Genomic DNA, 18,548 nt, shown 5'->3' on the forward strand with positions numbered 1-18,548 from the left:
TGGGGCCGCCTTGCGGCCCTTCGCGGGCACGCCCGCTCCCACAGGTTAAATACAATCCTTGTGGGGGCGGGCGTGCCTGCGAAGGGGCGCAAGGCGGCCCCAATGCATTTTCCCCCCCAAACAAGGCCCGAACGGCGCTACACTCTGCACCCCGACCGATACGGCCAACACGAGGCTCCTGCATGCAGTATCGCGACTTGCGCGACTTCATCCGTGGCCTGGAACAGCGCGGCGAGCTCAAGCGCATCCAGGTACCGATCTCCCCCGTCCTGGAAATGACCGAGGTCTGCGACCGCACCCTGCGCGCCAAGGGCCCGGCATTGCTGTTCGAAAAGCCCACCGGCTTCGACATCCCAGTGCTGGGCAACCTGTTCGGTACCCCGGAGCGGGTGGCCATGGGCATGGGCGCCGAGTCGGTCAGCGAACTGCGGGAAATCGGCAAGCTGCTGGCCTTCCTCAAGGAGCCCGAGCCGCCCAAGGGCCTGAAGGACGCCTGGTCGAAGTTGCCGATCTTCAAGAAGGTCGTGTCGATGGCGCCAAAAGTGGTCAAGGACGCGGTGTGCCAGGAAGTGGTGGTCGAGGGGGATGATGTCGACCTCGGCGCATTGCCGATTCAGCACTGCTGGCCTGGCGACGTGGCGCCGCTGATTACCTGGGGCCTCACCGTGACCCGTGGCCCGAACAAGGACCGCCAGAACCTGGGCATCTACCGCCAGCAGGTGATCGGCCGCAACAAGGTGATCATGCGCTGGCTCAGCCACCGTGGCGGCGCCCTCGACTACCGAGAGTGGTGCGAGAAGAACCCCGGCCAGCCGTTTCCGGTCGCCGTGGCGCTGGGCGCTGACCCGGCGACCATTCTCGGCGCCGTGACCCCGGTACCGGACACTCTTTCTGAGTACGCCTTCGCCGGCCTGCTGCGAGGCAATCGCACCGAGCTGGTCAAGTGCCGTGGCAGCAACCTGCAGGTACCGGCAACCGCCGAGATCATTCTGGAAGGGGTGATCCACCCGGGTGAAATGGCCCCGGAAGGCCCGTACGGCGATCACACGGGCTACTACAACGAAGTGGACAGTTTCCCGGTGTTCACCGTCGAGCGCATCACCCACCGGCAAAAACCGATCTACCACAGCACCTACACCGGCCGGCCGCCAGATGAGCCGGCCATTCTCGGCGTGGCGCTGAACGAAGTGTTCGTGCCGATCCTGCAGAAGCAGTTCCCGGAAATCACCGACTTCTACCTGCCGCCGGAAGGCTGCTCGTACCGCATGGCGGTGGTGACCATGAAGAAACAGTACCCCGGCCACGCCAAGCGCGTAATGCTGGGTGTGTGGTCGTTCCTGCGACAGTTCATGTACACCAAGTTCGTTATTGTCACCGATGACGATATCAACGCTCGTGACTGGAACGATGTGATCTGGGCCATTACCACGCGCATGGACCCCAAGCGTGATACGGTAATGATTGACAACACCCCGATCGACTACCTGGACTTTGCGTCACCGGTGTCGGGGCTGGGTTCGAAGATGGGCCTGGACGCTACTCACAAGTGGCCGGGCGAGACTACACGCGAATGGGGCCGGGTCATCGTCAAGGATGAGGCCGTCACCCGCCGTATCGATGAGCTGTGGGATCAGTTGGGAATAGATTGATGCAGGTAACGTTGCAGCCGTCCGGGGCGGTGCTGGCGCTTGAACCCGGGGAAAGGATCCTGGATGGAGCACGGCGGCTGGGCTATGACTGCCCAAACAGCTGCCGCAATGGCAATTGCCATGTTTGCGCCGCGTTGTTGGTTGAAGGACGGGTTCGCCAGGATGGTGAAGTCCGCGACCATGGCGAGTTGTTCACCTGCATTGCCGAACCGCTGGAGGACTGCGTGTTGCTCTGGGACGGTGTGCTTGCCTTGGGCGAGCTGCCAGTGCGCAAGCTGGCGTGCAGCGTCAGTGAGTGCGTCGACGTCGGCGGCGACGTCTGGCGGGTGCGCCTGCGTGCGCCTGCCGGTAAACCTCTGCGTTATCACGCGGGGCAATACCTGATGATCGAACGTGAGGGCGGCAAGCAGGCAGCTTTTTCGCTGGCGTCCGCGCCACATGCCGGGCGTGAACTGGAGCTGCATGTGCTGGCGCGTGAGCCCAGTGCGGTGCAACTGATCGACCAGCTGAGGCGAGATGGCCTGGCGCGCATTGAAATGCCGTTTGGCGACACCCACCTGGCCGAACTGCCCGACGGGCCGCTGGTGCTGATTGCCGCCGGCACTGGCATGGGCCAGATGCACAGCCTGGTCGAGCACTGCCGGGCTCAGGGCTTCAAGCACCCGGTACACCTGTACTGGGGGGTGCGCCGGCCGGAGGATTTCTATCAGATCGAGCACTGGGACGAATGGCAGCGTCTGCCTAACCTGTTCCTGCATCAAGTGGTCAGCGACCTGTGTGGCTGGGAAGGCCGCTGCGGCATGCTGCATGAAGCGGTCTGCGACGACATTGCCGACCTCAATAGCGTGCATGTGTATGCCAGCGGCTCACCGAACATGATCTATGCCACGCTCGACGCCTTGGTCGAAGCCGGTATGGATGCGCACCGCATGCGTGCCGATGTGTTCGCCTACGCGCCGCGCGGTTAATAACCGAAGTTTGAAAGTGTCGGTATAAGGCGGTAATTGTTACCGCCTTGGCCAATAACTTTCACCGCTGCTGAAACAGTACTTCCCAGTCGTCGGAGCCGTGTATGAAACGCGTGCTCAAGGGCTTGAGTATTCCTGCAATTCTGGCCTATGGTTACTGCAAGCGCCCTTGGTAAAGCGGCCTGGGGCCGCAGCGTAATCGAATCTCGCTACATCCGTAGTTCACAGGAATAATGGCGGCAGCTTATGTCGGCACTTGAAAGTATGTCTTGGGAAGTTTCATACCCTCCGGCACTTGATTTCGGTCAGCAACATACTCGCGAACAGTTGTTCAGCTCCATGAAAACAACCATGTCCAGGCATCAGGGTGGGCCGGTGTGGCTGTTTGCCTATGGTTCGTTGATCTGGCGCCCGGAGTGCAATTCGGTGGAGCGCCAGCGCGCGCGGGTACATGGTTATCACCGTGGCTTGTACCTGTGGTCCCATGAACATCGCGGTACCCCGGAAACGCCCGGCCTGGTGTTTGGCCTGGACCGCGGTGGTTCCTGCAGCGGCTTTGCCTACCGGCTGGATGAACGCAACCTGGACGACTCACTGATGGCCCTGTGGCAACGCGAGATGCCCTATCCGGCATACCGGCCGCACTGGCTCAACTGCCGCCTGGGCGACGGTAGCAAGGTGCAGGCCTTGGGCTTTGTACTGGAGCGTCATCTGCCGTGCTATGCCGGCAACTTGCCGGATACGTTGCTCAGCCAGATCCTGGCCAGTGCCAAGGGGCGTTATGGCACTACGCGTGACTATGTCGAGCAGACCTTGAATGCACTGCGCAGTCACCAGATGCCCGATCGCAACCTGGAAGCGCGATTCAGGCGTTGCCACAATCTGCGCGAAGTGTGAGCAACCTGTTCCGGCCTCTTCGCGGGTAATCCCTGTAGGCGCGGGTTTACCCGCGAATACGGTGGTGGCGACAACGGTGAACGGCGGGTGGAATTGGCCGGCAGGCCCGGCCCTTTCGCGGGTAAACCCGCTCCTACAGGCGACCGCGCAGAGGCCGGTACTGCCTTACCTGGCCAGCACCACCAACTTACCCACAGCCTGCCGTTGCCCCAGCTTCTCGATAGCAGCCCCGGCTTCTGCCAGTGGATAGGTATGCGACACCAGCGGCTTCAACTTGCCCTCGGCATGCCAGGCAAATAGCTGGTGGAAGTTGGCCGCGTTGTCCTCCGGCTGGCGCTGGGCAAATGCCCCCCAGAACACGCCCAGTACCGCCGCGCCCTTGAGCAGCACCAGGTTGGCCGCCAGCTGTGGAATGCTGCCACTGGCAAAACCCACCACCAGCAGCCTGCCATTCCAGGCCAACCCGCGCACCGCTTGTTCGAACAGCTCGCCACCGACCGGGTCATAGATCACGTCCACGCCCTGGCCGCCGGTCAGGCGTTTGATTTCTTCGCGCAGGTTGGCCTGGCTGTAGTCGATCAGCTCATCCGCCCCGGCAGCCTTGGCCACGGCCAGTTTCTCGGCACTGCTGGCCGCCGCGATCACTCGCGCGCCCATGGCCTTGCCGATCTCCACCGCCGCCAGGCCCACCCCGCCGGAAGCGCCCAGTACCAGCAGGGTCTCGCCGGCTTGCAACTGGCCACGCTGGCGCAGGGCGTGCATCGAGGTGCCGTAGGTCATGCCGAAGGCCGCTGCGGTGGTGAAGTCCATGCTCGCCGGGATCGGCAGAACGTTATAGAACGGCACCGCCACTTGCTCGGCGAACGCACCCCAGCCGGTGAGCGCCATGACCCGGTCGCCTACCTTGAACGCGCCGGCCTTTTCGCCGACGGCGGCCACCACGCCCGCTGCCTCGCCACCTGGAGAGAACGGCAGCGGTGGCTGGAACTGGTACTTGCCTTCGATGATCAAGGTGTCGGGGAAGTTGACCCCGGCAGCTTGCACGTCCAGCAGGATCTCGTTCTTCTTCGGCAGTGGGCTGGCCACCTCTTCCAGCACCAGGTTGCGCGCCGGACCCAGGGTTTTGCACAACACAGCTTTCATCGGGGCTATTCCTTTGCGGGTAGTGGCCGATAAGTGTAGGAGGGCCGCTTGGCAGGTCAACGAGCATGGCCCGCCCTGATGGGCCGGCATAAGCCCGGGCTTGGGTTTGAGCGGTGTGCTGGGTAAGCTGGCGCCAACTGTATTGAGGAGCGAATTCGTGAAAGCGTGGATCTTGATGGTGCTGGCGCTGCTGCTGCCGGCTGCGGCCATGGCCGAGGAAGCCAAGGAAGGGGTGCCCAAGGTCGCCTACATCAGTCTGAGCCCGCCCTTCGTTGGCAACTATGCGCTCGACGGCAGCCCGCGGCTGCGCGTGTACAAGGCTGACGTGGCCCTGCGCGTGACGGGCGACGAAGCGGCCAAGACGGTGAAGCACCACGAACCGCTGATCCGTAACCAGCTGGTGGCACTGTTCACCCAGCAGACGGTGGACAGCATGAGCAACGTCGAGGCCAAGGAGCATCTTCGCCAAGAGGCGCTGAAACAGGTGCAGCAGGTGCTGGAGGCGGAAGAGGGCAAGCCGATCGTTGAAGACTTGCTGTTCAACAACCTGATTGTGCAATAACCGCTGATAGTTGCCAGTCCGGCCCCGTGGGGATTGCGCAGGCCCTCGTCCTTGCTCAGGACGCCAGGGTACGGCGGAACCGCGCGAGGGCCACGCTGAAGAACACCAGGCCGATCAGCGTCAGCGCCAGGATATCCGGCCATACCACCGCCCACCCGGCATCCCTGAACAGGATTGCGGCACTCAGGCTGACAAAGTGCGTTGAGGGTGACCCTTGCATCACCCACTGCAGCCACTGCGGCATGCTGTCCAGTGGTGTGCTGCCGCCGGACAGCAACAGCATCGGGATGATCACCGGGATCGCCAGCAGGCCGAACTGCGGCGTCGAGCGCGCCAGGGTGGCGAGGAAAATGCCCAGCGATGTACTGGCGAACAGGTACAGCGCGGTCACGGCCAGGAACAGCCCCATCGAGCCAGACAGCGGCACGCCCAGTGCACCTTTGACGACTACCACCAACGAAATCCAGGTGCAGATCACCACCACCAGCGCGTTGCTGCCGATCTTGGCCAGCATGATCTCCAGCGCGGTCAGCGGCAGCACCAGCAGGTGGTCGAGGGTGCCATGCTCACGCTCGCGCAGCAGCGCGGTGCCAGTGAGGATGATCGCCAGGATGGTGATGTTGTTGACGATCTGGATCACGGCCAGAAACCAGCCCCCCTCCAGGTTGGGGTTGAACAGCGCCTTGGGGTTGATCAGCACCGGGCTTTGCTCGTTACCACGCTGGCTGTAGTCGAACAGCTCACGCTCGAAGATCCGGCCGATGTAGCCGGCGCCCATGAACGCTTGGCTCATGGCCGTAGCATCGACATTGATCTGCAGTTCCGGCGAGCGCCCGGCCAGCAGGTCGCTCTGGAAGTTCACCGGCACGTTGATGACGAAGGTGTACTGGCCGCTGTCCATGGCCTGGTCCAGGCGCTGCGGAGGCAGCGGCACGGCTGGCTGGAACTCGGGCGGTTGCAGGGCTTCGCTGAGCTTGCGCGAGAGCAGGCTATGGTCTTCATCCACCACCGCCACGCTGGCGTTGTGTACGCCGATCACCGAGCCGGCTGCCGGCATGTAGATCGCCACGCTGAAGGCATATAGCAGGAACAGCAGCAGGACGCTGTCATGGCGCAGGCTGGTCAGTTCTTTCAGGCCCAGGCGCAGGGTGTGGTTCAGGCGCGACATGTCAGGCCTCCTGCTTTTTCAGCATTGCCAGGCTCAGGCCGGTGAATGCGGCAAAGAAGCTCAGCAGGATCAGGCACTGCGGCCACAACTCGCGCAGGCCCAAGGCCTTGGTGAAGGTGCCGACTGCGATGTCGAGGAAGTAGCCCGCCGGGAACAACTGGCCCATCACCGCTGCCGCGCCGTCCAACGACGAGCGTGGCACGATCAGCCCGGAAAACTGGATGGTCGGCAGGCTGGTAATGATCATGGTGCCGAGAATGGCGGCGATCTGGGTGCGGGTGAATGCCGAAATCAGCAGGCCAAGGCTGGTGGTTGCCAACAGGTAGGCCACGCCGCCACATGCCAAAGCCAGTACGCTGCCCTTGAGCGGTACGGCGAACAGCCAGCGGTTCATCGCCACCAGCAGCGCCAGGTTGACCAGGCTCACAGCCAGGTAGGGCATCTGCTTGCCAAGCAGGAATTCCAGGCGGGTGAGGGGGGTGGCGTAGAAGTTGGTGATGGAGCCGAGCTCCTTCTCGCGCACGATGCCCAGTGCCGTGAGCATGGCCGGAATGAAGGCCAGTATCAGTGCCATCACGCCCGGGCCGATGGCGTTCACGCTGACCACATCCTGGTTGTAGCGGAAACGCGTTTCCAGGCGCACCGGGTCCTGGCGCGGCTGCGGTTGTGGGCTGGCCTTTGCCAGTTGCTCCAGGTTGGCCTGGTGCACGGCTTCCACGTAGTTGCGGCTGGTTTCTGCGCGGAACGGCATGCCACCGTCGAGCCAGGCAGCCACCACCGGCTGGCGCCCTGCGTACAGGTCGCGGCCAAAGCCGGGCGGAATCTCCAGTGCCAGTTTGATTTCCGAGCGTTGCAGGCGCTGGTGCAGCTCGCTGCTGTCGCGGATCGGTGCCTGTTCGGCGAAGTAGCGTGAACCACGGAAGGCCTCGAGGTAGGCGCGACTTTGCGGGCTCTGGTCCTGATCGTGCACGGCAAAGGCGAGGTTCTCCACATCCAGTGAAATGCCGTAGCCGAAGATCACCATCATGAACACTGCACCCAGTAAGGCGAAGGCCAGGCGCACCTTGTCGCGCAGCAGCTCCTTGCCCTCACGGCCGGCCACTGCCAGCAGGCGGCGCAGGCTGAAGCCCTGGCGTAGCGGTAGGGTGGGGGTGGACGCCTGTTCCAGCACGCTGCTGTCGGTGGCGGCTGGCGCCAGTTCCTGGGCCTGTTCCAGGCAGCGGACGAACGCGTCCTCCAGCGTGTTGCCCTGGTACTTGTGCTGCAGGGCATCGGGCGTGTCGCAGGCCAGCACCCGCCCGGCGTGCATCAGCGAAATACGATCGCAGCGCTGGGCTTCGTTCATGAAGTGGGTGGAGAGGAAAATGGTCACGCCCTGCTCGCGGGACAGCTCTACCAGCAGGCGCCAGAAGTCGTCGCGGGCGGCGGGGTCGACGCCGGAGGTCGGTTCGTCGAGGATCAAGACTTCCGGGCGATGCAGAACCGCCACTGCCAGCGACAGGCGCTGGCGCAAACCAAGGGGCAGGGCGCCAGACGGTTGGTCGGCGATAGCGGCGAGGTCGAAGCGCTCGATCAGCTCATCGATGCGCTGGGCGCTCTCGGCTTTGGGCAAGTCGAACAGGCGGGCATGCAGGGCCAGGTTCTGCCGGGTGCTGAGCTCGCCATACAGAGAGAAACTCTGCGACATGAAGCCGACCCGCTTGCGTGTGGCCAGGTCGCTTGCGTCCACCGGGCGACCCAGCAGGCTGGCGCTGCCCTCGCTGGCCGGCATCAGGCCGGTAAGCACTTTCATGGTGGTGGTCTTGCCGCAACCGTTGGAACCCAGGAAGCCGAAGATCTCCCCGCGGCCAATGGCGAAACTGACCTTGTTCACCGCTGTGAAGTCGCCAAAGCGCAGGGTCAGGTCGTGTGCCTCGATGGCGACCGGGCCGTCCGTGGCTTGGCGCGGCGGGATTGCCAGTGGTTGATGCTGCGCCTTGCCCGCGCCCTGGTAATGGGTAAAGGCGTCATCCAGCTTGCCGCTCGGGGTGACTGCAGCCAGTTCGTGGCTAGGGCCGGCGGCCAGCAGCCGGCCGCCATCGAGCATCAGACAATGCTCGAACTGTTCGGCTTCTTCCATGTAGGCAGTAGCCACCAGCAGGGTCAGTTGCGGGCGTTGTGCGCGAACCTGTTCAACCAGCTCCCAGAAGCGCCGCCGCGACAGTGGGTCGACGCCCGTGGTCGGCTCGTCCAGGATAAGCAGGTCTGGCTCGTGGATCAGCGCGCAGCAAAGGCCCAGCTTCTGCTTCATGCCACCCGACAGCTTGCCGGCCGGGCGCTGGGCAAAGCGCTGCAGGTCGGTGGCCTGCAACAGATTGGCCATGCGCTGCTCACTCTCGCGGCGCCCCAGCCCGAACAGGGTGGCGAAAAAACGAATGTTCTCGCTGATCGATAGTTCCGGGTACAGGTTGTTGCCCAGCCCCTGCGGCATGAACGCCACTTTGGGGTAGAGCGCCGTGCGATGGCGGCGTTGGCGGATCGAGCCGCCTAGCACCTGCAGCTCTCCCTGCTGTAGGCGTTTCACTCCGGCGATCAGCCCCAGCAGGGTCGATTTGCCAGCCCCGTCAGGGCCGATCAGCGCGCAGCGGGTACCCACAGGGAGGCTGAAGCCTAGTGGGTGGAGAGCTATCAGGTCGCCGTAACGGTGGCTGATGCCTTCGGCCAGCAGTGCCGGGGCGTTCATTGCAGGTTGGCCGGCCAGTCCACCTCAGCCGTTCGTACATAGCCGGCGCCTGGCATGCCTGGTTTGGCTTGCGGCACGGCGCCCGGGTCGCTCAGGCGCAGTTTGACCCGGAACACCAGCTTTTGCCGTTCGTCGCGGGTTTCCACCTGTTTGGGGGTGAACTGGGCCTTGGCTGCGACAAAGGCCACCTTGGCCGGCAGCGCGCGCTCGGGCAGGGCGTCGAGCACGATGCGCGCCTGGTCGCCTACGGTCAGCCGGCCGCTGGTGGACGCCGGCAGGTACAGGTTCATGTACTGGTCGCTGGGGTCGATCAGCATCAGCACACGGCCGCCGGCACCCAGCACTTCACCGGGTTCGGCCAGGCGCAGCTGGATGATGCCGCTGATGGGCGCACGCAAGCTGCTGTCGTCGATTTCACTGGTGAGCTGCGCCACTTGGGCTTCGGCGGCGCCAATGGCGGCCTTGATCGCTGCCAGTTGGGCGCGGGCAGCGACTACTGCTGCGTTGGCCGTGTCAAAGCGCGCCTGCTGTTGGTCGAGCAACTGCTGGCTGGCGAACTTGCGCTGGAAGATTTCGCGTACGCGCTTGAGCTCCTGGCTGGCCAACAGCAGTTCACTCTGGCGCAGTTGCACGCTGGCCTGTGCGGCGGCGTAGTTTTCCCGGGCGCGCAGCACTTCGGCTTCGGCCTGGCTGCGCTGGGCTTCCATGGTGCGTGTGTCGATGCGTGCCAGTAGCTGGCCACGGGTCACGTTGTCGCCTTCATCGACCAGTACTTCGGCCAGGCGACCGGGAATCTTGCTGGCGATCTGCACTTCGGTGGCTTCAAGGCGGCCGTTGCCCATGCTCAGGCCTTCGGGCAACTGGTCGTGAAGCGACTTCCAGTACCCCAGCCCGCCGGCTGCAGCGAGCAGTGCGATCAGTGCAGTGGCGAAGATTCTAGGGGCATATCGGTTCATCGTTCTGCATCCTTGCGGTCATGCACGGTACATCATGCCTGGCGGCCATGTGTGGCGTGTTGATATCGGTCAAGCCCTTGACCTTAGCTGCCCATTCAGCGCAACGCGACAATCACCGCCCATTGCTCGGGCGTTACCGGCATGACCGACAGGCGGCTGCCTTTTTGCACCAGCGGCAACTCGACCAGACCGGCCTGCTGTTTCAGCCGCCCCAGTTCCAGCACCCTTGGGAAGGTTTGTACGTGGGCCACATCCACCGCGCTCCACGGGTTCTTGTCGGTCGTGGCCTTGGCATCGTGATAATGGCTTTCCGGGTCCAGCGCGGTCGGGTCGGGGTAGGCCGCGCGGGTGATTCTGGCAATGCCGGCGATGCCGGGTTGCGGGCAGCTGGAGTGGTAGAAGAAGAATTCGTCACCCACGCTCATGGCCCGCAGAAAATTACGTGCCTGATAGTTGCGCACGCCGTCCCAGCGCGCTTCACCCAAGCGTGCGAGGGCTTCGATGGAGAGCTCGTCGGGCTCGGATTTCATCAGCCAGTAAGCCATGAATGCTGCTCCTGAAAAGGTTTGAAATAACCTGTTGCACGAAACCGACAGCCGGTTGGCGTCAAGGTTTGCGTGCGGACGCATGTTGTCGGAAAATGCGCCCCGTTTAAAGCGCGTGCGCCGGCGGTACCCAGAATATCGCCGAGTACTGAACAGTTTGCCTGGGGGGCAATCTTCGATGAATCAACGTAAAAAGCCGGATCTGCTGTGGATCCTGGTGTTCATTTTTGGCCTGGGTGTGGTCACTACCGGTTATGCGCAAGGCTTCTGGGAGCGCAAGCTGGACAACGCCTATCAGATGCCGGTCGACGCCAGCCAGCCACAACGTTGATACCCCCCCGCTGGCGCCGCTCAACGTGGCGCCAGGTACCAGCCACGGTCCGAGACCGTGCCCTGCAGCGGAACATCCCAACTGGCCTGCGCCAGCCGCTCGACCTTCTGGCATTCATGCGCCAGCCCCAGCAGCAAGGGTTTTTTCCAGGTTTGCCGACGCGCCTGGTAGGCCAGGCTGCGATCATAGAAGCCACCGCCCATACCCAGGCGGCCGCCCACTTCGTCAAACCCGACCAGCGGTAGCAGAATCAGATCCAGCGCCCAGATCGGCCGCTGGCGTTTGCGATCGATAATCGGCTCTGGAATACGGAAGCGGTTGGGCTTGAGCTTCTCACCCTGCTCAAAACGCTGGAACACCATGCGCGTGCGCGGCCAGGCATGCAGCACCGGCAGGTAGATGCACTTGCCGCGACGCTGGGCTTCGCGCATCAGCAGGCGAGGGTCGATTTCACCGTCGTTGGGCAGGTACAGGGCAATGTGGCGGGCGCGGCGGAACAAGGGGTGTTGCGCCAGCTGGCGGTACAGGCCGAGGGTGGCCTGGCGTTGCTGGGCAGGGGTAAGGGCGCGGCGGGCATTGCGAAGCAGGCGACGTAGCTGGGGGCGGGTGAGCGGCACGTTTTCGGTCATGGCACGGGCGATCCCAGATGTGCTGGCTTTAGTACGAACAGTGCCTGCGCGGTGAATCGTCGTACAAAGCTTGAATAAAGTCGGCCAAAACGAATTGCCCGCCGGGGGGGCGGGCAAGAAAATTCAGGCTCCCCGATAAGACCGCTATCGGTGTAGCCCTTGAACCCGAAAGTTCAAGGTGGAGATTGCAGGGGGCGTTAAGGCTTTCCGTCGGGCGGACATGCACACCGGCCCCAGCGTGCAACCCCCGTGGTTGTGCGTATCGGCTCAGGGACATAACCGACTGGCGCATCCCCCAGGGAGTGGCGCCAGTATACCAATCTCAGCCGATTTTGGTATCCGTGTCGTCGGACAAAGCCTTATCTACCCGATCCAGCAGGTCGCGCACCTGTTCGCGGTTCGTGCCGGTGACCGGCGCATCGTTGCGGTCTTCCTGGCGGTGCAGCATTTCGTGGGTAATGTTCAACGCTGCCATGACCGCGATGCGGTCGGCACCGATCACCTTGCCGCTGCTGCGAATCTCGCGCATCTTGCCGTCCAGGTAGCGCGCAGCGCTGACCAGGTTGTTGCGCTCTTCGGGCGGGCAGATGATCGAGTATTCCTTGTCGAGGATCTGCACGGTGACGCTATTGCTTGAACTCATGAGTCTTGCTCCAGAGCCTTGAGGCGTAAAATCATCGACTCGACTTTGCGCTTGGCGATCTCGTTCTTTTCGATGAGGTGGGCGCGCTCTTCGCGCCAGGATTTTTCCTGAGCTACTAGGAGTGCATTTTGCCGTTTTAGTTGCTCGACGCGTTCGATCAGCAACTCGAATCGGCTCATCAGTGCCTGCAGGTCGTTCTCTTGCGTGGGTTGCACTCGATTCGCTCCGTCGTTGACTCACCTGGCGATGATGCCTCTCCCTGGGCGGCAACGGCCAGTGCCGATGGTCTTGGCGCGCCTGCCGGTGCTAGGATACAAGGTCTTCATTCTAGACATTGCGCCGTCTGGCGCCTAGCTGCCCATGCCCAATACTCAATCGCCCTACAACGCTTTCGCCATGCTGCTCTCGAGCAATGGCCATCCTGTCACCCCGGCCGAACTGCACGGCCTGCTGATTGGCCGCAGCTGCGCCGGCGCCGGCTTCGATGCCGATGCCTGGCTGGCCGATGCCGCCCAACTGCTGGAAATCGAGCCTGGTGACAGTGTCCGCAATGCCTTGGTCGGCTTGCAGGAAATGGTCAAGGGCGAGCTAACCAGCGACGACATGGCGATCGTCCTGCTGCTGCCTACCGATGATGCTGCACTGAGCGACCGCGCCACCGCGCTGGGCCAGTGGTGCCAAGGCTTCGTGACCGGTTTCGGCCTGAACGCTGGCGGTAAGGACTTGTCCGACGAGGCCAAGGAAGTGCTGCAGGACCTGGTGGCCATTTCGCAGGTCCAGGAAGCGCTCGAAGAGTCCGAGGACGGTGAGAGCGACTACATGGAAGTCATGGAATACCTGCGCGTGGCGCCCCTGCTGCTGTTCTCCGAACTGGCCAAGCCGGCCGCACCCGCGCCCAAGCCCTCGCTGCACTGATCAACCAAGGGTAGTCTGCCCATGAGCCACATTCCCAAGGCCGAGTATGCCCGTCGGCGCAAGGCGCTGATGGCGCAGATGGTCCCCAACAGCATCGCCATTCTGCCCGCCGCTGCGGTTGCCATCCGCAACCGCGACGTCGAGCACGTGTACCGCCAGGACAGCGATTTCCAGTACCTCAGCGGCTTCCCGGAGCCCGAGGCGGTGATTGCTTTGATTCCAGGGCGCGAGCATGGCGAGTACGTGCTGTTCTGCCGTGAACGCAATCCTGAGCGCGAGCTGTGGGACGGCCTGCGGGCCGGCCAGGAAGGGGCGGTGCGTGATTTCGGCGCCGACGATGCCTTCCCCATCACGGATATCGACGAGATCCTGCCAGGCCTGATCGAAGGCCGCGAGCGGGTCTACAGCGCCATGGGCAGCAACCCGGAGTTCGACCGCCGGCTGATGGACTGGATCAATGTGATCCGCTCCAAGGCACGCCTGGGCGCCCAGCCACCGAACGAGTTCGTTGCGCTGGATCATCTGCTGCACGATATGCGCCTGTATAAATCGGCGGCGGAAGTGAAGGTGATGCGTGCTGCCGCGGACATTTCTGCGCGGGCCCATGTGCGGGCCATGCAGGCCTGCCGCGCCGGGCTGCACGAGTACAGCCTGGAAGCCGAGCTGGACTACGAATTCCGCAAGGGCGGGGCGAAGATGCCGGCCTACGGCTCGATCGTTGCGGCCGGGCGCAATGGCTGCATCCTGCACTATCAACAGAACGACGCGCCGCTTAAGGATGGCGACCTGGTGCTGATCGACGCCGGCTGCGAAATCGACTGCTATGCCAGCGACATCACCCGCACCTTCCCGGTCAGTGGGCGGTTTTCGCCCGAGCAGAAGGCCATCTACGAGCTGGTGCTCAAGGCTCAGGCGGCGGCGTTTGCCGAAATAGCCCCCGGCAAGCACTGGAACCACGCCCATGAAGCGACCGTGCGGGTCATCACCGCGGGCCTGGTGGAGCTGGGCTTGCTCGAAGGTGATGTGCAGGCGCTGATCGACAGCGAAGCCTATCGCGCCTTCTACATGCACCGCGCCGGGCACTGGCTGGGCATGGATGTGCACGACGTGGGCGAGTACAAGGTGGGCGGCGAGTGGCGGGTACTGGAACCCGGCATGGCGCTGACCGTGGAGCCGGGTATCTACATTGGCGCCGACAATCAGGCCGTGGCCAAAAAGTGGCGCGGCATTGGGGTAAGGATCGAGGACGACGTGGTAGTGACCAGGCAAGGTTGTGAAATCCTGACTTCGGGCGTGCCGCGTACGGTCGCCGAGATCGAGGCGCTGATGCAGGCTGCCCGCAAGGCCGTGGCATGAGCCGGGTAAACCTGGCGATCATCGGCGGTGGCCTGGTTGGCGCAAGCCTGGCGTTGGCCCTGCAGGCCGGCGCCAAGGCGCGCGGCTGGAAGATCCTGCTGATCGAGCCGTTCGCCCCCGGCGACAGCTACCAGCCCAGCTACGATGCGCGCTCGTCGGCGTTGTCATTCGGTACCCAGCAGATTTATCAGCAACTGGGCCTGTGGCAGGCCATCGGCCGCCGCGCCGAGCCTATTCGCCAGATTCACGTATCCGACCGTGGTCGCTTTGGCGCGACCCGCCTGGATGCCCTGGAAGAGGGCGTACCGGCGCTGGGTTATGTGGTGGAAAACGCCTGGCTCGGCCAGTGCCTGTGGCAAGGGCTGGACAGCGAGGTGGTGAGCTGGCGCTGCCCGGCCGAAGTGACCTCGATGCAGGCCATCGAACGCGGTTACCGCCTGCGGCTGAACGACGACACCCAGCTGGAATGTGACCTGGCGGTACTGGCCGATGGTGGCCGCTCTGGCCTGCGCGAGCAGTTGGGCATCCATGTGCGCCACACGCCTTACCAGCAGAGCGCGTTGATCGCCAACATTACCCCGGGTGAGGCCCACGGCGGCCAGGCTTTCGAGCGCTTCACCGAAGAGGGCCCCATGGCCTTGCTGCCGTTGCCGGAAAACCGCTGCGCACTGGTGTGGACCCGCCAGGGCATGGATGCGCGGCGCCTGGCCGACATCGACGAGCGCAGCTTCCTGCGCGAACTGCAGGGTGTGTTCGGGTACCGCCTGGGCGCGCTGCGGCAGGTGGGCGCACGGCACCTCTACCCGCTGTCCTTGATCGAGGCCCAGGAGCAGGTGCGGCCGCACCTGGTGGTACTGGGCAACGCAGCACACAGCCTGCACCCCATCGCGGGCCAGGGTTTCAATCTGTCGTTGCGTGACGTGCAGGCCCTGGCCGAAGCGCTGCTGGCGGGCCCACAGCAGCCTGGCGACCTGACCACGTTGCAGGCCTATCACCAGCGCCAGCGCCTGGACCAGGCGATGACCATCGGCTTCTCCGACCAGGTCACCCGCCTGTTCGGCAGCAATCAGCCGTTGCTGACGGCCGGGCGCAACCTTGGCCTGCTCGGGCTCGACCTGTTGCCACCGGCAAAAAGCTGGTTCGCCCGCCAGGCGATGGGCCTGGGCACCCGCCCTGATCCGCGGGGCCAGGCATGAGCAACCCGCGTAAACTGGCGCGCCGGGCGCGCATGCTGCGCTGGATGCTGAACCTCTACCCACCATACCTGGGTGCCGGTATCCGTGTGCAGCACATCAGCCCGGACCTGCGTAGCGTCAAGGTGGCGATGAAACTGACTCGCTGGAACCGCAATTACGTCGGCACCCAGTTCGGTGGCAGCCTGTATGCCATGGTCGATCCGTTCTACATGCTGCTGTTGATCGAGCAACTGGGGCGTGACTACATCGTCTGGGACAAGGCCGCCAGCATCGATTTCATCTCGCCGGGCAAAGGCCCGGTTTATGCCGAATTCCACGTCGATGATGCGCTGCTGGACGAAATCCGCCAGCAGGCCGCCACCGGCAAGAAATGCCTGCCGCGTTTGCAGGTCGATATCCGCGATGGCGCCGGCGAGTTGGTGGCGCGGGTCGATAAAACCCTATACGTGCGGCTCAAGCCGCAAGCGAGGCAGGCGTAAGGCATGGAAATGCGCGCAGATCTGTTGATTGTCGGTGCCGGTATGGTGGGCAGCGCCCTGGCCTTGGCGTTGCGCCACAGTGGCCTGCAAATTTTGTTGCTCGATGGTGGCCCGCTGACGGTCGTACCCTTCGATGCCCAGGCCCCGTTCGAGCCGCGTGTCAGCGCGCTATCGGCGGCCAGCCAGCGCATCCTCGAGCGCCTTGGCGCCTGGGATGGCATTGCCCAGCGGCGCGCCACGCCGTATTCCGACATGCATGTGTGGGATGGCAGCGGCACCGGGCAGATTCACTTCTCGGCGGCCAGTGTGCATGCCCAGGTGCTCGGCCATATCGTCGAGAACCGGGTGGTGCAGGACGGCCTGCTGGAGCGCCTGCACGACAGCGACATCGGCCTGCTGGCCAATGCGCGGCTGGAGCAATTGCGTCGCTCCGGCGATGAGTGGCTGCTGACCCTGGCGGATGGCCGGCAACTGCGGGCACCGTTGGTGATCGCTGCCGACGGTGCCAATTCGGCGGTGCGGCGTCTGGCCGGCTGCGAAACCCGCGAGTGGGATTACCTGCACCATGCCATTGTCACCAGCGTGCGTTGCAGCGCCGGGCACCAGGCCACGGCCTGGCAGCGCTTCACTGACGAAGGTCCACTGGCATTCCTGCCGTTGACCCGCGATGGCCAGCAGGACTGGTGCTCGATCGTCTGGTCGACCACCCCGGAGCATGCCGAGCAGCTGATGGCGATGGATGAAGTGGCCTTCCTGCAGGCCCTGGAGCGGGCCTTCGAAGGGCGTCTGGGCGAGGTGCTTCAGGCCGACCCACGGGTGTGCGTGCCGCTGCGCCAGCGTCACGCCAAGCGCTACGTGGATGAAGGCCTGGCCTTGATCGGTGATGCTGCACACACCATTCACCCGCTGGCCGGGCAGGGTGTGAACCTCGGCTTCCTCGACGCGGCGGTGCTGGCTGAGGTGCTGGTCAATGCTTGCGAGCGCGGCGAGAGACTGGCCGATGTGAAGGTGCTGAGCCGTTACGAGCGCCGGCGCATGCCACACAACCTGGCGTTGATGGCGGCGATGGAGGGGTTCGAGAGGTTGTTCCAGGCCGATCCGCTGCCGTTGCGCTGGTTGCGCAACAGCGGGTTGAAGCTGGTGGAGCAGATGCCGGAGGCCAAGGCGCTGTTTGTGCGCCAGGCGTTGGGTTTGAGTGGTGACCTGCCGGATCTGGCCAAGGCTTGAGAGTGGCGGGGCTGCGTAGCAGTCCTTTGCAACATCCGGTAACGCCTAGGTAGGTGAGCCAGAAAATGGGATTCACTACCATTCGCACCTCTCATACGATCGAGGAGTGCTTCAAATGTTGCCACGCAAGCCCCTACTGGCCGCCTTGGCCCTGACCCTGTTCGGCGGCACTGCCCAGGCAGCGGACGAAGTGGTGGTGTACTCCTCGCGCATCGACGAGCTGATCAAGCCGGTGTTCGATGCCTATACCGCCAAGACCGGGGTCAAGATCAAGTTCATCACCGACAAGGAAGCCCCGCTGATGCAGCGCATCAAGGCCGAGGGCGACAACGGCGTGGCCGACCTCCTGCTGACCGTCGATGCAGGCAACCTGTGGCAGGCCGAGCAGATGGGCATTCTGCAGCCGATCGAGTCCGACGTCATCGACCAGAACATCCCGGCGCAGTTCCGCGCCTCGTCCCATGACTGGACCGGCCTGAGCCTGCGCGCGCGCACCATCATCTACTCCACCGAGCGGGTCAAACCCGAGGAGTTGAGCACCTACGAAGCCCTGGCTGACAAACAGTGGGAAGGCCGTCTGTGCCTGCGCACGGCCAAGAAGGTGTACAACCAGTCGCTGACCGCCACCCTGATCGAAACCCACGGTGAGGCCAAGACCGAGCAAATCGTCAAAGGGTGGGTCAACAACCTGTCCACCGATGTGTTCTCCGACGACAACGCGGTGATCCAGGCCATCGAGGCCGGGCAATGTGATGTGGGCGTGGTCAACACCTACTACTACGGCCGTCTGCACAAGCAGAACCCGAACCTGCCGGTGAAGATCTTCTGGCCCAACCAGGGTGACCGTGGCGTGCACGTGAACCTCTCGGGCATCGGCCTGACCAAGCATGCGCCACACCCGGAAGCCGCGAAGAAACTGGTGGAATGGATGACCGGCGAAGAAGCGCAAAAGCTGTTTGCTGATATCAACCAGGAGTTCCCGGCCAACCCGAAGGTGAAACCATCGGAGGAAGTGGCGGCGTGGGGTAGCTTCAAGGCTGACAGCATTCCGGTGGAAATTGCCGGCAAGCGCCAGGCTGAAGCCATTCGCCTGATGGATCGGGCTGGCTACAACTAAGCGCCAGGCTTTATCCTCTTTGGGCCCGTTAGGGCCCTTTCGCGG

At 63.7% G+C, this 18,548-nt stretch carries 19 protein-coding genes and 1 other RNA gene; 11 read left to right on the plus strand and 9 right to left on the minus strand.

The window, feature by feature from the left end:
• The first annotated feature begins 182 nt into the window (after positions 1-182).
• The 3 genes from ubiD to V7787_RS22840 all read left to right on the plus strand — a co-directional run bounded on the left by ubiD (position 183) and on the right by V7787_RS22840 (position 3,514).
• The gene (gene ubiD, locus V7787_RS22830; protein ID WP_020192776.1) at positions 183-1,649 is read left to right on the plus strand and encodes a 4-hydroxy-3-polyprenylbenzoate decarboxylase; all 1,467 of its coding nucleotides are present in this window, start codon (positions 183-185) and stop codon (positions 1,647-1,649) included.
• Positions 1,649-2,617, plus strand: coding sequence for a CDP-6-deoxy-delta-3,4-glucoseen reductase (locus V7787_RS22835; RefSeq protein ID WP_003253665.1), 969 nt, complete (start codon positions 1,649-1,651; stop codon positions 2,615-2,617). Before ubiD ends, V7787_RS22835 begins: the two co-directional genes overlap by 1 nt.
• Before the next feature lie 246 nt (positions 2,618-2,863).
• Complete coding sequence (locus V7787_RS22840; RefSeq protein ID WP_012054059.1) at positions 2,864-3,514, plus strand: gamma-glutamylcyclotransferase; 651 nt, start codon at positions 2,864-2,866, stop codon at positions 3,512-3,514.
• Positions 3,515-3,679: 165 nt separating this feature from the next.
• On the opposite strand, the gene V7787_RS22845 is transcribed toward V7787_RS22840, so the two are convergent.
• Positions 3,680-4,657, minus strand: coding sequence for an NADPH:quinone oxidoreductase family protein (locus V7787_RS22845; RefSeq protein WP_198748051.1), 978 nt, complete (start codon positions 4,655-4,657; stop codon positions 3,680-3,682).
• A gap of 157 nt (positions 4,658-4,814) precedes the next feature.
• On the opposite strand from V7787_RS22845, the gene V7787_RS22850 reads away from it, so the two are divergent.
• Positions 4,815-5,219, plus strand: a complete 405-nt coding sequence (locus tag V7787_RS22850; protein WP_003253671.1) for a flagellar basal body-associated protein FliL — start codon at positions 4,815-4,817, stop codon at positions 5,217-5,219.
• 55 nt (positions 5,220-5,274) lie between these two features.
• Here V7787_RS22850 and V7787_RS22855 read toward each other — a convergent pair whose 3' ends face one another.
• The 4 genes from V7787_RS22855 to V7787_RS22870 form a co-directional block, all read right to left on the minus strand.
• Positions 5,275-6,387 (minus strand): ABC transporter permease, encoded by a 1,113-nt coding sequence (locus V7787_RS22855; RefSeq protein ID WP_336089692.1) that lies wholly within the window; start codon positions 6,385-6,387, stop codon positions 5,275-5,277.
• Position 6,388: 1 nt separating this feature from the next.
• A complete protein-coding gene (rbbA, locus tag V7787_RS22860; RefSeq protein ID WP_336089693.1) occupies positions 6,389-9,109 on the minus strand; it encodes a ribosome-associated ATPase/putative transporter RbbA in 2,721 nt (906 codons plus the stop codon).
• The gene (locus V7787_RS22865) at positions 9,106-10,065 is read right to left on the minus strand and encodes an HlyD family secretion protein (RefSeq protein ID WP_064491265.1); all 960 of its coding nucleotides are present in this window, start codon (positions 10,063-10,065) and stop codon (positions 9,106-9,108) included. The genes rbbA and V7787_RS22865 overlap by 4 nt, the downstream gene beginning before the upstream one ends.
• A gap of 95 nt (positions 10,066-10,160) precedes the next feature.
• Entirely contained in the window at positions 10,161-10,610 is a 450-nt protein-coding gene (locus tag V7787_RS22870) for an EVE domain-containing protein (RefSeq protein WP_010955729.1), read from the minus strand.
• Between the two features lie 178 nt (positions 10,611-10,788).
• Between V7787_RS22870 and V7787_RS22875 the strand changes: the two genes are divergently transcribed.
• On the plus strand, positions 10,789-10,941 hold the full coding sequence (locus V7787_RS22875) for a hypothetical protein (protein WP_003253683.1): 153 nt from the start codon (positions 10,789-10,791) through the stop codon (positions 10,939-10,941).
• A gap of 20 nt (positions 10,942-10,961) precedes the next feature.
• Here V7787_RS22875 and V7787_RS22880 read toward each other — a convergent pair whose 3' ends face one another.
• From V7787_RS22880 to V7787_RS22895, 4 genes are all read right to left on the minus strand, one after another.
• On the minus strand, positions 10,962-11,570 hold the full coding sequence (locus V7787_RS22880; RefSeq protein ID WP_010955727.1) for a 5-formyltetrahydrofolate cyclo-ligase: 609 nt from the start codon (positions 11,568-11,570) through the stop codon (positions 10,962-10,964).
• Positions 11,571-11,695: 125 nt separating this feature from the next.
• Positions 11,696-11,875, minus strand: a non-coding RNA gene (ssrS, locus tag V7787_RS22885) — 6S RNA.
• 17 nt (positions 11,876-11,892) lie between these two features.
• The gene (locus V7787_RS22890) at positions 11,893-12,213 is read right to left on the minus strand and encodes a cell division protein ZapA (RefSeq protein WP_010955726.1); all 321 of its coding nucleotides are present in this window, start codon (positions 12,211-12,213) and stop codon (positions 11,893-11,895) included.
• On the minus strand, positions 12,210-12,392 hold the full coding sequence (locus tag V7787_RS22895) for a TIGR02449 family protein (RefSeq protein ID WP_029886233.1): 183 nt from the start codon (positions 12,390-12,392) through the stop codon (positions 12,210-12,212). Before V7787_RS22895 ends, V7787_RS22890 begins: the two co-directional genes overlap by 4 nt.
• A 181-nt stretch (positions 12,393-12,573) precedes the next feature.
• Between V7787_RS22895 and V7787_RS22900 the strand changes: the two genes are divergently transcribed.
• From V7787_RS22900 to V7787_RS22925, 6 genes are all read left to right on the plus strand, one after another.
• The gene (locus V7787_RS22900; protein ID WP_010955725.1) at positions 12,574-13,128 is read left to right on the plus strand and encodes a YecA/YgfB family protein; all 555 of its coding nucleotides are present in this window, start codon (positions 12,574-12,576) and stop codon (positions 13,126-13,128) included.
• A gap of 21 nt (positions 13,129-13,149) precedes the next feature.
• A complete protein-coding gene (gene pepP, locus V7787_RS22905) occupies positions 13,150-14,484 on the plus strand; it encodes a Xaa-Pro aminopeptidase (RefSeq protein ID WP_003253692.1) in 1,335 nt (444 codons plus the stop codon).
• Complete coding sequence (gene ubiH, locus V7787_RS22910; RefSeq protein WP_014592796.1) at positions 14,481-15,680, plus strand: 2-octaprenyl-6-methoxyphenyl hydroxylase; 1,200 nt, start codon at positions 14,481-14,483, stop codon at positions 15,678-15,680. The genes pepP and ubiH overlap by 4 nt, the downstream gene beginning before the upstream one ends.
• Positions 15,677-16,159 carry a DUF4442 domain-containing protein gene (locus V7787_RS22915; protein ID WP_010955722.1) on the plus strand — a complete coding sequence of 161 codons (483 nt, stop codon included), beginning with the start codon at positions 15,677-15,679 and terminating at the stop codon, positions 16,157-16,159. The genes ubiH and V7787_RS22915 overlap by 4 nt, the downstream gene beginning before the upstream one ends.
• A gap of 9 nt (positions 16,160-16,168) precedes the next feature.
• Positions 16,169-17,386: a 2-octaprenyl-3-methyl-6-methoxy-1,4-benzoquinol hydroxylase gene (locus V7787_RS22920; RefSeq protein WP_177410038.1), complete on the plus strand. Its 1,218-nt coding sequence runs from the start codon at positions 16,169-16,171 to the stop codon at positions 17,384-17,386.
• Between the two features lie 115 nt (positions 17,387-17,501).
• Positions 17,502-18,503: an extracellular solute-binding protein gene (locus tag V7787_RS22925; protein ID WP_064491263.1), complete on the plus strand. Its 1,002-nt coding sequence runs from the start codon at positions 17,502-17,504 to the stop codon at positions 18,501-18,503.
• Positions 18,504-18,548: the final 45 nt, after the last annotated feature.

This window comes from Pseudomonas sp. CGJS7 (assembly GCF_036961695.1).